Raw genomic sequence first — 14,297 nt, 5'->3', positions numbered from 1 at the left:
GTCCGCGTTCCCGCGGTCCACCGGCCTCGAATCGTCGGGCTGACAGGATTTGAACCTGCGACCCCTTGACCCCCAGTCAAGTGCGCTACCAAGCTGCGCCACAGCCCGAAGTGCTCAGTACGTTCCCGCCCCGAGCACTCGCATCACATTACAGCAAGCTCCGGCGGAATTCATCTCGGCGGGCGCCTCAGCGCTTCCGGTTCCGCTTCTCCCGCACGCGCATGGACACCTCGATGGGGGTGCCCTCGAAACCGAAGGTCTCGCGGAGGCGGCGGGTGATGAACCGCCGGTACCCTGGGTCGAGGAAACCGGTGGTGAACAGCACGAAGCGCGGCGGCCGGGAGGAGGCCTGGGTGCCGAAGAGGATGCGCGGCTGCTTGCCGCCGCGCACGGGGTGCGGGTGGGCGGCCACGATCTCGCCGAGGAACGCGTTGAGCCGCCCGGTGGGGACGCGAGTGTCCCACGAGGCCAGGGCGGTCTCCAGGGCGGGGACCAGCCGGTCCTTGTGCCAGCCGGTCTTCGCCGAGACGTTCACCCGCGGCGCCCAGGCCACGTGCGCGAGGTCGCGGTCGATCTCCCGCTCCAGGTAGTAGCGGCGGTCCTCGTCCATGAGGTCCCACTTGTTGAAGGCGAGCACGAGGGCGCGCCCGGAGTCCACGGCCAGCTGCAGGATGCGGACGTCCTGCTCGGAGAGCACCTCGTCCGCGGCCAGCAGCACCACGGCCACCTCGGCGCGCTCGAGGGCGGCCTGGGTGCGCAGGGACGCGTAGAAGTCCGCGCCCTGGGCCATGTGCACGCGGCGGCGGATGCCCGCGGTGTCGATGAAGCGCCAGGGCTTGCCGCCCAGCTCGATGAGCTCGTCCACGGGGTCGCGGGTGGTCCCGGCCAGGGGGTCCACGACGACGCGCTCGGAGCCGGCCAGCTTGTTGAGCAGCGAGGACTTGCCCACGTTCGGGCGCCCGATGAGCGCCACGCGGCGGGGCCCGCCGGTCAGCTCGGTCTCGGCCACGGCGGAGAACTCCGGCAGCAGGTCCGTGACCGCGTCGAGGACGTCGGCGGCGCCGCGCCCGTGCAGGGCGGACACCGGGTGCGGCTCCCCCATGCCGAGGGACCACAGGTAGGTGGCCTCGACCTCGAGCTGCGGGGAGTCCACCTTGTTGGCGACCAGGATCACCGGCTTCCGGACCTTGCGCAGCATCTTCACGATGGCCTCGTCCGCGGCGGTGACGCCCACGGTGGCGTCGAGCACGAGCAGCACGGCGTCGGCGAACTCCACGGCCATCTCGGCCTGCTCGGCGACGCGGGCGTTGATGCCCTTGGCGTCGTACTCCCACCCGCCGGTGTCCACGAGGGTGAAGTTGCGCCCGTTCCAGGTGGCCCGGTAGGAGACGCGGTCCCGGGTCACGCCCGGGGTGTCCTCCACGACGGCCTCGCGCCGGCCGAGGATGCGGTTGACGAGGGTCGACTTGCCGACGTTGGGGCGGCCCACGATGGCGAGCACCGGGGCGGGCCGGCGCACGGGGGCCTGGTCCCCGTCCTCCGCCCACTCGGCGAGCAGCGCGGCGTCCTCCTCGTCGAGCTCGTAGTCCTCGAGCCCGGCCCGCAGCGCCTGCGCGCGCTGCTCGGCCTCGTCGTCGTCGATGGCCGCGAGCCGCTGGGCGACGTCGTCCGTGGTGCCGCCGAGGATCTCGGCCTCGTAGGGGTCGTGGGCGGTGTCGTGCGCGGAGTTCTCGGGGTTGCCGGTCATGGCTGTCCTTCGCTGGGCCGGGTGCGGCCGGTCGGGGTGCGGAAAAATGTCGGGGGGTGTGCGGGGCGGAGCGGTTCAGGCGGAGCGGCCCGCGGCCCGGACGACCACGTCGATGACGGCCTGGACGGTCTGCTCCACGGTGAGCTCGGAGGAGTCGATCGTCACGACGCCGTCGGCGGCCTCGGTGAAGTTCACGACCGTCGCGTCCTTGGCGTCCCGGCCCACGACCCGGGCCCGCAGCTGCTCGGCGTCCTCGACGCCGCCGTTCTGCAGGCCGCGCCGGGCCATCCGGGCCCGTTCGTCGGCGGTGAGCAGGATCCGGGCGTCGGCGTCGGGGGCCACCACGGTGGTGGTGTCCCGGCCCTCGGCCACGATGCGCCGGCCGCTGTCCGCGATGAGCTCCTGCTGGCGGGCCACCAGCACCGCCCGCGCGGCCTGGTTGGTGGCCACGGCGCTGACCGCCTCGGTCACCCGGGCGCCGCGGATCTCGACGCCCACGTCGGTCCCGCCCACGAACACCAGCTCCCGGTCGGGGTCGGTGCCCTGGGCGAGCGGGAAGGAGCGGGCGGCCTCGACCACGGCGCCGCCGTCGGAGAGGTCCACCCCGCGGTCGAGGCACCACCACGTCAGCGCGCGGTACATCGCGCCCGTGTCCAGGTAGGCGAGGCCGAAGCGGCGGGCGACCTCCTTGGACACGCTGGACTTGCCGGAGCCGGAGGGCCCGTCGATGGCGACGACCAGCTGCCGGCCGGCGGCGGCCGGCGTCCCGGTGCCGGGTGCTGCGCTGCGGGCGGTGTTCGTTCCGGTGTTCACTGCACGACCTTCCATCCGCGCTCCTGGAGCGCCTCGACGAGTTCCTTGCGGCGGTTGGGCAGCACGGAGACCTCCACGAGGCCCACGGGCTGGCCCGGGGAGTGCTCGAGGCGCAGGTCCTCGAGGTTGACGCCGATCTCCCCGATCTCGGTGAGCAGCCGGGCGATCTGCCCGGGGACGTCCCCGACGAGCACGGTGAGGGTCGCGAACGCGCGGGGCGCGCCGCCGTGCTTGCCCGGGATGCGGGCCCGGCCGGCGTTGCCCTCCGACATCAGCTGGGCGATGTCCAGCCGGGCGCCCGGGGCGCGCGGGGCCTCGAGCGTGGCGATGAGCCGGTCGAGGTCCTCGCGCACCCCGTGCAGGGACGCCACCACGGGAGCGGCGTTCGCGGAGAGGATCTGCACCCACAGGCCCGGGTCGGAGGCGGCGATGCGGGTGGTGTCCCGCAGCCCCTGGCCCGCGAGGGACAGGTGGTGCAGCGGGGTGTCCTGCAGCCGGGAGGCCAGCAGGGAGGACATCACCTGCGGCAGGTGGGAGATCAGCGCCACGGTCGTGTCGTGCTCGCGGGCGTCCATGAACGTGACCGTCGCCCCGAGGTCCACGGCCAGGTTCTTCGCCGCGGCCAGCGCCGCGGGCGCGGAGCGGCCGGAGTCGCACACGACCCAGGGCATGGACGTGAACAGCTCGCCGCGGGCGGCCACGGGGCCGGACTTCTCCCGCCCGGCCATGGGGTGGGTGCCCACGTAGCGGGTGAGGTCCCCGCCCCGGGCGCGCACGTCCTCCAGCACGGACTCCTTCACGGAGGCGATGTCGAGGACGACCGCCTCCGGGTGGCGTCCCAGCGCCTCGACCACGGTCTCGGCGGTGACGTCGGGCGGGGTGGCGACGACGACGAGGGCCGGCTCCGGCACCCGGTCCTGCCCCGCCGCGCGGCAGGAGCGGCCGGCGCCGATGTCCTGGGCCACGGCCTCGGCGGTGGGCGAGGAGTCCTGCAGCCAGACGTCCACGCCGAGGTGGCGCAGGCCCAGGCCGATGCTGGCGCCGAGCAGGCCGGCGCCGACCACGAGCACGGGCCCGGCGGTCGCCGCGGGGGTCGGCGGTGCGGTGGGGGTCTGCGTCACGGGCGCTCCCTACATGCCCACCGAGGCGAGGAGGTGCCCGACCTCGGTCTTCGACAGGCGGCGGATGGTGCCCTGGCGCTGGTCCCCGATCCGGATGGGGCCGACCTCGGTACGCACGAGCTTCTCGACGGGGTGGCCCACGGCGTCGAAGAGCCGGCGCACGATGCGGTTGCGCCCGGAGTGCAGGACGACCTCGACCAGCAGGTGGCCGGGGGTGGAGTCCACGAGCCGGAAGGAGTCGACGGAGGCGATGCCGTCCTCGAGCTCGATGCCGGCCTTCATGGCCGCGCCGACGCCCTTCTCCATGGGCCCGCGGACCTGCACGAGGTAGGTCTTGGGGACCTCGTAGGAGGGGTGGGTGAGCCGGTTGGTCAGCTCGCCGTCGTTGGTCAGCAGCAGGAGGCCCTCGGTCTCGACGTCGAGGCGGCCCACGTGGAAGACGCGCTCGTTCTTCTGCTGGTTCAGGTAGTCGGCCACGCACGGCCGGCCCTCGGGGTCCTCCATGGTGGAGAGCACCCCCTCGGGCTTGTTGAAGGCGTAGTAGACGAGGTTCTCGTCGAGCTGCACGCGGACGCCGTCGACGTGGATCTCGACGGTGTCCAGGTCCACGCGGATGCCGAGCTCGGTGATGGTCTCCCCGTTGACCTGCACGCGGCCGGCCTCGATCATCTCCTCGCACACGCGCCGCGAGGCCACGCCGGCCTGGGCCATGAGCTTCTGCAGGCGCACCCCGTCCGGGTCGTGCTGGTCGAGCCGGTCCACGGGCGGGTTCTTGGGGCGGCGCTTCCGGTGCGGCGGGCGGTACGGGGTGGCGGGCATCCGCCGGGAGCTCTTCTCGGAGGACGCGAACGGGCGGGGCCCGCGGTCCTGACCGGTGCCCGTCGAGGACCCGCCCTTGGCTGCGCCACCCTTGCCGGCGCCCCCCTTGGCTGCGCCACTCTTGGCTGCGCCACCCTTGGCGGGGCCGCGGCCAGGAGCGCCCTTCCCGCCCTGGAACGACGTGCCGCCCTGGCCGGTGCGGGGCTTCTGGCCGCCCTGGGAGCCGGGGGCGCGGCGGCCGCCGGGCCCGGGGCGGCCGGATGATGAACGTGAAGTGGCCATGGTGGTGTCTCAGTCCTCGTAGTGGTCGATCTGGTCGATGCCCGGCAGATGAGGGGCGATGTCGGGGAGCTCGTCGAGCGAGCCGATGCCCATCTTCTCCAGGAAGAACGTGGTGGTGCCGTAGAGCACGGCGCCGGACTCGCCGTCCCGCTCGAGCTCGCGGATCAGGCCTCGCTGCACGAGCGTGCGGACGACGCCGTCGACGTTGACCCCGCGGATCGCGGAGATGCGTCCCCGGCTCACGGGCTGGCGGTAGGCCACGACGGCCAGGGTCTCCAGGGCCGCCTGCGACAACCGGGCGGTCTGTCCCTCCGCGACGAACGCGGAGACGACGGGGGCGAACTCGCTGCGCGAGTGGATCCGCCAGCCGGCACCGGTGCTGCGCAGCTCGAACCCGCGCGGCGCCAACGTCCCATCATACCCCGGATCGGCGGCGACGCCGTCGTACTCCGCGCGGAGCCGGTCGAGGACCCGCTGCACGGAGGCGACCGGGACCACGAGGGCGGCGGCGATCTCGTACTCGCTGACGGGCTCGTCGGCCACCATCAGGATCGCTTCGACGGCGGCCCGCACGCCGCCGGGCAGCGCCTCGAGGTCCGGCCCGCCCTCGGCCGCGGGGCTCACGCCGGGGCCCCCGAGGCGGCCGGGACCCCGTCCGGGGCCGCGACGACGGCCGCCGGGCCCGCGGCGTCCTCGGACAGCCGGTCGGCGGTCCACCCGGTGCCCGCCCCGGTCCAGCGGACCGTCAGCTCCCCCAGCGGCTGCTCCTGGGCGAGCTCGAGCACCGCGTCCCGGTACATCTCGAGCAGCGCCAGGAACCGCACGACCACCGCGAGGGTGGACCCGGCGTCCGCGACGAGCACCCGGAAGGAGCGCGGGGCTCCGTCCTCGAGCAGCCCGGCGAGGATCTCCGCCTCGTCCCGGACCGTCACGGCGGCCCCGTGCAGGTGGTCCACCCCGACCTCCGCGGGCGCCCCGGGGCGGGGCACGAAGACGGAGCGGGCGATCGCGGCGAACTGCTCCGGCGTGGTCCGCCAGTCGAGCTCGGGCAGCACGGCCGCCACGTCCGGGTCCAGCGGCACCGACCGGGGCAGGCGGGTGGACTCGGCCCGCATCCGCTCGTCGAGCAGCACGGCCACCTCCTTGAACGCCTTGTACTGCAGCAGCCGGGCGAAGAGCAGGTCCCGTGCCTCCAGCAGGGCCACGTCCTCCTCGTCCTCGACCTCCCCGCGCGGCAGCAGCCGGGCGGCCTTGAGGTCCAGGAGCGTCGCGGCGACCACGAGGAACTCGCTGGCCTCGTCGAGGGCGCGGGTCGAGCCGATCTCGTGCAGGGCGCGCACGTACTGGAGGAACTCGTCCGTGACGGTGGCCAGCGCGATCCGGGTGATGTCCAGCTCGTGCTTGGCGATCAGGGAGAGCAGCACCTCGAAGGGCCCCGCGAAGTCCTCCAGCTGCACCGCGAAGCCGCCGGGACCCTCGGGGACCGGCGGCTCCTCGGGGTGCATCAGGGTGCGCCGCCGCGCGAGATGAGCTCCCGCGCCAGCTGACGGTAGGACTCGGCGCCCTGGTGGGCCGTGGCGAAGGAGAGGATGGGCTCGGCGGCCACCGTGGCGTCCGGGAACTTCACGGTGCGCTTGATGACGGTGTCGAAGACCTTGTCGCCGAAGGCGTCCACGATCCGGGCCATGACCTCGCGGGAGTGCAGGGTCCGGGAGTCGAACATCGTGGCGAGCACCCCGTCGATCTGCAGGCGGGGGTTGAGCCGGTCCTGGACCTTCTCGATGGAGTCCACGAGCAGCGCCACGGCGCGCAGGGCGAAGAACTCCGCGATGAGCGGGATGACCACCCCGTGCGCGGCGGTCAGCGCGTTGACCGTCAGCAGCCCCAGCGAGGGCTGGCAGTCGATGATGATGACGTCGTAGTGCTCCTCGAGCTTGCGCAGGGCACTGGCCAGCACCTGCTCGCGGGCCACCTCGGTGACGAGCTGCACCTCCGCCGCGGAGAGGTCGATGTTCGCGGGGAGCAGGTCGACGCCCTCGACGTCGGTCTCCTGGACCACGTCCCAGACGTCCACGGAGCGGTCCATCATGACGTTGTAGACCGTCAGCTCCAGCTCGTGCGGGTTGGCGCCGAGGCCGGCGGAGAGGGCGCCCTGCGGATCGAAGTCGACGAGCAGGACCTTGCGCCCCAGCTCGGCGAGCGCCGCGCCGAGGTTGATGGTCGAGGTGGTCTTCCCGACCCCGCCCTTCTGGTTGACCATCGCGATGATCCGGGCGGGCCCGTGGGTGGAGAGCTCGGGCGGCTCGGGGAAGTCGCGGGCGGGACGGCCGGTCAGGCCGACGGTTCCCGTCCCGGCCTCGCCCGTGCCGGGGTTCCTCTCGTCGCTCTGCTGGCTCACTCGTGGCACCGCTCTTTCGTTCGTGGTCGCGCTCGGGCGGACCGGCCCCGGGCACGGGGCGGCCCGGGCCGGACGGGCCGACCTGGGGTTTTCCTGGACTCGATCAGCTACCAGGGTACCGCCGCCGCCGGGCGGCCCCGAATTCCCGGGCACGGTGGAGCCGGCGGACGACGACGGCCCGCGCCCGCCGCGCCCCTCTCGGGGGCACGGCGGGCGCGGGCCGGACACGGGTCCCGGTGCGGGACGGGTCAGCGCACGCCGGCACCGGCCGCGGCCTCGACCTTCTCCACGACGGAGTCCTCCACCCGGGCCCCGGGAGCGGGCTCGGCGGCGGGCCGGTCCTCGGCGGTGCCGTGCGAGTGGGCGGCCATGGTGGACTCGTCGAACCGGTCCTGGCCGGAGAGCACGCGCTCCACCTGGACGAGGTCGATCTCGCGGGTCCACTTGCCGATCAGCAGGGTGGCCACGGCGTTGCCGGTGAAGTTGGTCAGGGCGCGGGCCTCGGACATGAAGCGGTCGATGCCGACGATGATGCCGACCCCGTCGACCAGGTCGGGGCGGTGGGACTGCAGGCCGCCCGCCAGGGTGGCCAGGCCGGCGCCGGTGACCCCGGCGGCGCCCTTCGAGGCGATGATCATGAACACCAGGAGGGAGATCTGCTCGCCGATGGCCAGCGGGCTGCCCATCGCGGAGGCGACGAAGAGGGCGGCCATGGTCAGGTAGATGGCGGTGCCGTCCAGGTTGAAGGAGTATCCGGTCGGGACCGTGACGCCGACCACGGGCTTGGAGACGCCCACGTGCTCCATCTTGGCGATGAGCCGGGGCAGGGCCGCCTCGGAGGAGGAGGTCGAGAAGATCAGCAGGTACTCGCGGCCCAGGTACTTCATGAGCCGGAAGATGTTGATCCCCGTGACCGCCTTCAGGAGCCCGCCCAGGACCACCACGATGAACAGGACGCAGGTGAGGTAGAAGGCGATCATCAAGGTGGCCATCGAGACGATGGCCTGGACGCCGGTCTCGCCGACCACACCGGCGATCGCGCCGAACGCCCCGATGGGGGCGACCCACATGACCATGATCAGGATCCGGAAGACCAGGGCCTGGACGTAGCCGACGGCCTTGAGCACGGGCTTGCCGGCCGGGCCCATCTGCTGCAGCGCGAAGCCCACGATGAGCGCCACGAACAGGGTCTGCAGGATGTTGCCCTCGGTCAGGGAGGACAGCAGGGACGTGGGGATGATGCCGAGCAGGAACCCGATGGTCCCGCCCTCCCCGTCGCCGTGGCCCGCGTCCGTGACCTCGTACTCCGAGCCCTGGATGTTCAGGCCCTCGCCCGGGTGGATGAGGTTGCCCACCACCAGGCCGATGCCCAGTGCCATGGTGGACATCGCCATGAAGTAGGCCAGGGCCAGGCCGCCGACCTTGCCGACGGTCGCCGCCTTGGCGATGGAGCCGACGCCCAGGACGATCGTGCAGAAGATGATGGGGGCGATCATCATCTTGATCAGGGCGATGAACGCGGTGCCGACCGGCTTGAGCGTCTGGGCGAACTCGGGGGCCAGGAGGCCCAGGACGGCGCCGGCGACGACGGCGACGATCACGAAGACGTACAGGTAGTGCGTCCTGTCCTTCTTCTGCTTCTGGGCGGGCGGCTGCGGGTCGACGGGGTCCGTGGCGACGGTGGCCATGCTTGTCCTCCGGTTCGGGTGGGTAGCGCGGTGGGGTGGAGCGCGGGACCCGGGATCGGGCCGATGTGACGAGTCTCACCGCGGCCCGGCGCCCTGTCGTGTTGTGGTCATAATGGTCGTGACGCCCACCACAAGAGAGGGAGGGACGACCGGGAGATCAAGGAGCGGACATGTCCCTGGCCCGGCGCTTCTTCCTGATGCAGCTCGCCGTCGTCGCGCTGGTGACCCTCGCCGTCTCCCTCGTCCTGTTCGCCCACGAGCGCGGCGCGGTCGTGGAGCGCGCCGAGGCGGTGACCCGGGTCCTCGCCACGGCCCTCGCGGACGACCCGTACGTGCTCGAGGCGGTGGGCGGGCCGGACCCGCACGCCGTGCTGCAGCCGCTCACGGACCGGCTGCTCGCGGACACGGACCTCGACTTCGTCACGATCATGGCCCCGGACGGCACCCGCTGGACGCACCCCCTGCCCTCCTCGGTCGGCGAGGCCTACCGCGGGGACCGCTCGCACGCGCTCGCCGGGCAGACCTGGACCAGCACGGAGCGCGGCAACCTCGGCCCCTCCGTGCGCACGATCGCCCCGGTCCGGGACGGGGACGGCACGGTCGTGGCGCTCGTGGCCACCGGTGTCCTCCTCGAGGCCGTCTCGCAGCAGGCGCTCGCCCAGCTGCCGGCGGTGCTCCTCGTCGGGCTGCTGCTGCTGGCCGCGTCGGCGACAGTCGCGGCCCTCGGCTCCCGGTACCTGGGCCGGGTCACCCACGGCTGGGGGCCGGAGGAGCTCGCCCAGGTGCACGCGCTGCACGACGCCGTGCTCAACGAGGCCACGGAGGGCCTCCTGCTCGTGGACACGACCGGCGCGGTGCAGGTGCTCAACGCCCGGGCGCGGGAGCTGCTCGGGGTCCGGGCCCCGGCGGCCCCGGGACCGGCCAGGCACGAACCCCTCCCCGTCGCGGACCTGGACCTGCCGGACGCGCTGGCGGTCCTCCTGCGCGCCGGCGCGCCCGTGCAGGAGCAGTGGTTCGTGGTCGGGGAGCGCACCCTCATCGTCTCGGCCCTCCCGGCCCGCGGAGCGCTCGCGGGGCGCGGCACGATCGTGATCCTGCGGGACCACACCGAGATCTCGCGGCTCTCGGGACAGCTGCGCGCCACCGCGGCGCTGGCCGGGGCGCTGCGGGCCCAGACCCACGAGCACGCCAACCGCATGCACACGGTCGTCTCCCTACTGGAGCTCGGCCGGGACGAGGAGGCCCTCGGCTTCGCCTCGGCGGACATGGTGCGCACCCGGGTGCTGTCCGACGACCTACTCGCCCACCTCGACGACCCGTTCCTCGCGGCCCTGCTGGTCGGCAAGACCGCCGCGGCCCACGAGCGCGGCGTGGAGCTGGAGGTCGTCGTCGACCCGGACGCGCCCCGGATCCCCGTCTCCCCCGCCGACCTCGTGACCCTCGTCGGCAACCTCGTCGACAACGCCGTCGAGGCCGCCGCGGCCAACGCCGACCGGGTCCGCCCGGTCGTCGAGGTCGAGATCGCCCGGGCGCCCGACGCCGCGGACCCCGCCCGGGACGCGGTCGTGATCACCGTCGCCGACACCGGGATGGGGGTCCCCGACGACCTCGCCCGGGAGGTGTTCGAGCTCGGCGTCACCACGAAGCCGGCCGGCCCGGAGGGCCGCGGCGTGGGCCTGCACCTGGTGCGGGAGGTCGTCGAGCGGTGGGGCGCGCGGATCGAGCACCGCAACGACGGCGGGGCCGTGTTCACGGTGACCGTCCCGGTGGCCCGCGACGCCGCGGCGGGGCGGGCCCCGTGAGCGCGCCGGTCCGCGTCCTGGTCGTCGACGACGAGCCGCTCACCGCCGCCGCCCACGCCCAGTACGTCGAGCGCTCACCGGGCTTCGAGGCGGCCGCCACCGCCGTGTCCGGGCGGACGGCCGTGCAGGCCGTGCAGGCCGCCCGGCGGGCGGGGCGACCCGTGGACCTGGTGCTGCTGGACGTGAACCTGCCGGACATGTCCGGTCTCGACGTGGCACGGACCCTGCGCGCCCGCGGCGAGACGGTGGACCTGCTGGTGATCACGGCGCACCGGGACGTGGCGACCGTCCGGGCCGCGAGCACCCTGGGCGTGGTCGGCTACCTCATCAAGCCCTTCACCTACGCCGTGTTCGAGGAGAAGCTCGACGCCTACCGGCGCTACCGCTCCGCCCTGGGCGCGGCCGGGACGGTGGGCCAGGCGGAGGTGGACCGCGCGTTCGCGGCCCTGGGCGCGCCCACCCGCCCGGACGCGCCCAAGGGCCTGTCCCCGCAGACCCTCGAGTCCGTCACCGCGCTGATCCGGGGCGGGGAGTGGCTCTCGGCCGGTGAGGTCGCCGAGCGCAGCACGCTGTCCCGGGTCACGGCGCGGCGCTACCTCGAGCACCTGACGGCCCGGGGCCTCGTGCAGCGCCGCCCACGCCACGGCACCCCCGGGCGGCCCGAGCTCGAGTACGGCTGGGCCGGGCAGGACGTCTCCCCCGGCCGCTGACCCCGTGCCGTGCGCCGGAGCGTCACGAACCGCTCGGCGGGCGCAGCACGCCCTCGAGGGCCTCGAGCACGGAGGCGTCCTCGATCGTCGAGGGCACGGTGTAGTCCTCGCCGTCGGCCATCTGCCGCATGGTCTTGCGCAGGATCTTCCCCGAGCGGGTCTTGGGGAGCCCCTCCACCACGGCCACGTCCTTGAAGTCCGCCACCGCCCCGATCTGCCGGCGCACGAGCGCCACGAGCTCCTCCCGGAGCTGCTCCGGCGGGACGTCGGCACCGGTCTTGAGCACCACGTACCCGGACGGCCGCTGGCCCTTCAGCGGGTCCCCCACCCCGATCACGGCGCACTCGGCCACCGCCGGGTGGGAGGCGAGGACCTGCTCCATGGCCCCGGTGGACAGGCGGTGCCCGGAGACGTTGATGACGTCGTCGGTGCGCCCCATGACGTAGACGTAGCCGTCCTCGTCCACGTGGCCGGAGTCGCCCGTGGCGTAGTAGCCGGGGAACGCGCTGAGGTAGGAGTCCACGAACCGCTGGTCGTCGCCCCACAGCGTGGGGAGCGTGCCCGGCGGCAGCGGGAGGCGCAGGGCGATGTTGCCCTCCTCGCCGGTCTCCACCGGCCGGCCCAGCGGGTCCAGGATCTCCACCCGGTAGCCCGGCACCGGCACGGACGGCGAGCCGGCCTTCAGGGGCAGCCGCTCGATCCCGAAGGGGTTGGCGCAGATGGCCCACCCCGTCTCCGTCTGCCACCAGTGGTCGACGACCGGGACGCCCAGCACCCGGGCGGCCCAGTGGTACGTCTCCGGGTCGAGCCGCTCCCCCGCCACGAACAGGGCCCGCAGGGAGCCGATGTCGTGCCGGCGCACCAGCTCGCCCTCGGGATCCGCCCGGCGGATGGCCCGCAGGGCCGTGGGCGCCGTGAACAGCACCTTGACGCCGTGGTCCTCGACACGCTGCCAGAACGCCCCGGCGTCCGGGGTGCCCACGGGCTTGCCCTCGTAGAGCACGGTCGTGGCGCCGGCCAGGAGCGGGCCGTAGACGATGTAGGAGTGGCCCACCACCCAGCCGACGTCGGACGCGGTCCACATCACCTCGCCGGGGCCGACGTCGTAAATGTGGCGCATGGACCACGTCAGGGCCACGGCGTGCCCGCCGTTGTCGCGGACCACGCCCTTGGGGGTCCCGGTGGTCCCGGAGGTGTACAGGACGTAGAGCGGGTCGGTGGCCGCGACCGGGACGGGCGCCGCGGGCTCGGCACCCTCGACGGCCTCCGCCCAGTCGAGCCACTCGACGGCCGGCTGCCCGCCGGCCCCGGCCCGGCCCCGGGCGTCCTCGAGCGTCGTCTCGAACCCCGGGCGCTCGTGCACCACCACCGTCCCGGGGGCGTGCTCGGCGAGCCGCAGGGCCTCCTCGATGGCCGGGATGTACTCGATCCGCCGCCTCGGCTCCACCCCGCCGGTCGTGGTCACCACCACGACCGGCCGGGAGTCGTCGATGCGGGAGGCGAGCTCCTTCGGGGCGAACCCGCCGAAGACCACCGAGTGCACCGCACCCAGCCGGGCGCAGGCGAGCATCGCCACGACGGCCTGCGGGATCATCGGGAGGTAGACGAGCACCCGGTCGCCCTTGCCCACCCCCCGGGCGGCGAGCGCCCCGGCGAACAGGGCGACGTCGTCCCGCAGGCGCGCGTAGCTGAACCGCTCCTGGACCCCCAGCACCGCGGAGTCGTAGACGAGCGCGGTGCGCTCGCCGTGACCGGCCTCCACATGTCGGTCGAGGGCGTTGTAGGAGGTGTTGAGCTCGCCGTCGGGGAACCAGCGGTAGAGCGGGGCTGCGGTGTCGTCGAGGGCGGTGGTGGGCTCGCGCACCCAGTCCACGGCGCGGGCGGCGTCGAGCCAGAACCCCTCCGGGTCCTGCACGCTGCGGCGGTAGACCTCCGCGTAGCCCTCGGCCGGCGGCGGTGTTCGGTGGTCGGTGCTCATGGGTCCCTCCCAGGGGTTGCGGTCCTGCCGGACACCCTAGTGGTGCAGGTCACACACGACAAGACCTGTGTATACACAGATGCACGATCGAGCCGATCCGGACCAAATCCCTCGTCAACTGCACCGAACTGTGTATACAATGCTCGTGCATTGTGATGCCTGTCACCCAGAGTCCGCGGCGCACTCCCCGTCGCGGGCGACAAGAGCGAGGAGGGAGCCGTGCGAGCCAGCGACCGCGCCTACGAGGCCCTGCGCGAGGACATCGTCGAATGGCGGCTGCTCCCGGGCCAGGTGCTCGGCGAGGTCGAGCAGTCGGAGCGCTTCGGCATCTCGCGCACGCCGATCCGCGAGGCCCTCAGCCGGCTCACCGCCGACGGTCTCGCGGAGGCGCACCGAGGCCGCGGCGTCGTGGTCTCCCAGGTCTCCCTCGAGGACGTCCGCGCCCTGTTCGAGCTGCGGGAGGCCCTCGACTGCCGGGCGGCCCGGCTGGCCGCCCGGCGCCGCGACCCCGTCGCGTTCCAGGAGCTGGCCGCCGAGCTCGAGGCGGTCGTGGCCCAGCTCCACGGGCCGGGCACGGACCGGGCCGGGTACTACGACCTCGTGGAGCGCATGGACCGCGCCATCGACGAGGCCACGGCCAATCCGTACCTCACCGCGGCCCAGCGCTCCCTGCGCCTGCACCTGGCCCGGGTGCGCAAGCTCTCCCGCACCAACCCCGACCGGCTCGCGCGCGCCGCCGCCGAGCACGCCCAGATCGCCCGCGCCGTCGCGGAGGGCTCCGAGGAGCTCGCCGAGGCGGCGACCCGTGTGCACCTGGCCAACTCGCTGCAGGCAGTCCTGACCACCCCTGTCCGGGAGTGGGTCCAGCCCGCTCCCCCGCTCGAGGCCGCCGGCTGAGCGCGGACACCCCATCGACCGCCGCCGGCGGTCGTCCGTCCC

At 73.8% G+C, this 14,297-nt stretch carries 12 protein-coding genes and 1 tRNA gene; 3 read left to right on the top strand and 10 right to left on the bottom strand.

Going from position 1 to position 14,297, the window contains the following annotated elements; translation table 11 throughout:
• Positions 1-34 precede the first annotated feature (34 nt).
• The 9 genes from E7Z53_RS09315 to E7Z53_RS09275 form a co-directional block, all read right to left on the bottom strand.
• Positions 35-108: transfer RNA gene (locus E7Z53_RS09315), tRNA-Pro, on the bottom strand.
• A 79-nt stretch (positions 109-187) separates the two neighbouring features.
• Entirely contained in the window at positions 188-1,747 is a 1,560-nt protein-coding gene (gene der, locus E7Z53_RS09310; RefSeq protein WP_017833717.1) for a ribosome biogenesis GTPase Der, read from the bottom strand.
• Positions 1,748-1,822: 75 nt separating this feature from the next.
• Entirely contained in the window at positions 1,823-2,560 is a 738-nt protein-coding gene (cmk, locus tag E7Z53_RS09305) for a (d)CMP kinase (protein ID WP_241975562.1), read from the bottom strand.
• On the bottom strand, positions 2,557-3,681 hold the full coding sequence (locus tag E7Z53_RS09300; protein WP_109223015.1) for a prephenate dehydrogenase: 1,125 nt from the start codon (positions 3,679-3,681) through the stop codon (positions 2,557-2,559). The genes cmk and E7Z53_RS09300 overlap by 4 nt, the downstream gene beginning before the upstream one ends.
• A 9-nt stretch (positions 3,682-3,690) precedes the next feature.
• A complete protein-coding gene (locus E7Z53_RS09295) occupies positions 3,691-4,782 on the bottom strand; it encodes a pseudouridine synthase (protein WP_176337654.1) in 1,092 nt (363 codons plus the stop codon).
• A 9-nt stretch (positions 4,783-4,791) separates the two neighbouring features.
• Positions 4,792-5,406, bottom strand: a complete 615-nt coding sequence (gene scpB / locus E7Z53_RS09290; protein ID WP_035924068.1) for an SMC-Scp complex subunit ScpB — start codon at positions 5,404-5,406, stop codon at positions 4,792-4,794.
• The gene (locus tag E7Z53_RS09285) at positions 5,403-6,287 is read right to left on the bottom strand and encodes a segregation and condensation protein A (RefSeq protein WP_017833722.1); all 885 of its coding nucleotides are present in this window, start codon (positions 6,285-6,287) and stop codon (positions 5,403-5,405) included. The genes scpB and E7Z53_RS09285 overlap by 4 nt, the downstream gene beginning before the upstream one ends.
• On the bottom strand, positions 6,287-7,180 hold the full coding sequence (locus tag E7Z53_RS09280; protein ID WP_017833723.1) for a ParA family protein: 894 nt from the start codon (positions 7,178-7,180) through the stop codon (positions 6,287-6,289). The genes E7Z53_RS09285 and E7Z53_RS09280 overlap by 1 nt, the downstream gene beginning before the upstream one ends.
• A 248-nt stretch (positions 7,181-7,428) precedes the next feature.
• On the bottom strand, positions 7,429-8,868 hold the full coding sequence (locus E7Z53_RS09275; protein ID WP_035924070.1) for a cation:dicarboxylate symporter family transporter: 1,440 nt from the start codon (positions 8,866-8,868) through the stop codon (positions 7,429-7,431).
• 170 nt (positions 8,869-9,038) lie between these two features.
• Here E7Z53_RS09275 and E7Z53_RS09270 point away from each other — a divergent pair, with 170 nt between their 5' ends.
• Positions 9,039-10,670 carry a sensor histidine kinase gene (locus E7Z53_RS09270; RefSeq protein WP_176337653.1) on the top strand — a complete coding sequence of 544 codons (1,632 nt, stop codon included), beginning with the start codon at positions 9,039-9,041 and terminating at the stop codon, positions 10,668-10,670.
• Complete coding sequence (locus tag E7Z53_RS09265) at positions 10,667-11,380, top strand: response regulator (protein WP_017834265.1); 714 nt, start codon at positions 10,667-10,669, stop codon at positions 11,378-11,380. Before E7Z53_RS09270 ends, E7Z53_RS09265 begins: the two co-directional genes overlap by 4 nt.
• Before the next feature lie 22 nt (positions 11,381-11,402).
• Here E7Z53_RS09265 and E7Z53_RS09260 read toward each other — a convergent pair whose 3' ends face one another.
• Positions 11,403-13,358, bottom strand: coding sequence for an AMP-binding protein (locus tag E7Z53_RS09260; RefSeq protein ID WP_136341301.1), 1,956 nt, complete (start codon positions 13,356-13,358; stop codon positions 11,403-11,405).
• Positions 13,359-13,577: 219 nt separating this feature from the next.
• Here E7Z53_RS09260 and E7Z53_RS09255 point away from each other — a divergent pair, with 219 nt between their 5' ends.
• The gene (locus E7Z53_RS09255; protein WP_017834267.1) at positions 13,578-14,255 is read left to right on the top strand and encodes a GntR family transcriptional regulator; all 678 of its coding nucleotides are present in this window, start codon (positions 13,578-13,580) and stop codon (positions 14,253-14,255) included.
• Positions 14,256-14,297 lie beyond the last annotated feature (42 nt).

Source organism: Kocuria salina (genome assembly GCF_013368965.1).
GTDB lineage: Bacteria > Actinomycetota > Actinomycetes > Actinomycetales > Micrococcaceae > Kocuria > Kocuria rosea.
Note: the sequence above shows the minus strand (reverse complement) of the source record. Positions and strands in the feature narration are given on the sequence as shown.

Coding starts and splice junctions, on each gene's coding strand:
- E7Z53_RS09260 (WP_136341301.1), bottom strand. CDS start 13,358: ATGAGCACCGACCACCGAACACCGCCGCCGGCCGAGGGCTACGCGGAG.
- E7Z53_RS09295 (WP_176337654.1), bottom strand. CDS start 4,782: ATGGCCACTTCACGTTCATCATCCGGCCGCCCCGGGCCCGGCGGCCGC.
- E7Z53_RS09275 (WP_035924070.1), bottom strand. CDS start 8,868: ATGGCCACCGTCGCCACGGACCCCGTCGACCCGCAGCCGCCCGCCCAG.
- der (WP_017833717.1), bottom strand. CDS start 1,747: ATGACCGGCAACCCCGAGAACTCCGCGCACGACACCGCCCACGACCCC.
- E7Z53_RS09270 (WP_176337653.1), top strand. CDS start 9,039: ATGTCCCTGGCCCGGCGCTTCTTCCTGATGCAGCTCGCCGTCGTCGCG.
- E7Z53_RS09285 (WP_017833722.1), bottom strand. CDS start 6,287: ATGCACCCCGAGGAGCCGCCGGTCCCCGAGGGTCCCGGCGGCTTCGCG.